A 578-nucleotide genomic window follows, 5' to 3' on the forward strand; every position below is an offset into this window, starting at 1 on the left:
GTAATGGTGACTTCTTGTGTGTCTATTCCGCCGTGATTGTCTTCTACTTGAACCACGTACACGATATCAAGGGTTTCACCCACGCCTAACGCGATAACACCCGCTGACGCGGTGTTTAGATCGAATGTCCACTTACCATTCGCGTCAACGCTAAACGTACCCAAGTCATCATTGGTGTTCGCGTCAACTGTCCACGTATGCGTGTCTAGTGTATCGACATCTTCAAGGACTAAATCGCCGGTCGCACTTTCTGTTGCTCTGTGCTCAACCGCCCCTGCGATCACTGATGTATCGGTGATGTCAGGGAGATCGTTGGTGCCCGTCACTTCAACGGTGACGGTATGTGTTACGGTTCCACCGTTGCCATCATCCGCAACGATGTCAAAGGTTTCAGTTTTGACTTCACCATTGGAAATGGCTTGCGTTCCCGCCAGTGTATTGTCTAGCGTGTAGGTCCATTTGCCGGTTGCATCCACGGCCAATGAGCCAAAGACACCTGCACCATCCGTTACTGACCACGTGTGTGTATCGGTAACATCGGCATCCGCCGCATCCAATTGGCCTGTCGCTTCAGCCAC

At 51.7% G+C, this 578-nt stretch carries 1 protein-coding gene and 1 pseudogene; both read right to left on the minus strand.

Going from position 1 to position 578, the window contains the following annotated elements; translation table 11 throughout:
* A partial coding sequence (locus A6E06_RS20090) for a VCBS domain-containing protein (protein ID WP_255312054.1) occupies positions 1-326 on the minus strand: 326 nt, incomplete at its 3' end.
* A gap of 15 nt (positions 327-341) precedes the next feature.
* Positions 342-578, minus strand: a pseudogene (locus tag A6E06_RS20095) (VCBS domain-containing protein); the annotation flags it as partial.

Origin of the sequence: Aliivibrio sp. 1S175, assembly GCF_001690985.1 — a bacterium.
In the GTDB taxonomy this organism is placed as follows: Bacteria; Pseudomonadota; Gammaproteobacteria; order Enterobacterales; family Vibrionaceae; genus Aliivibrio.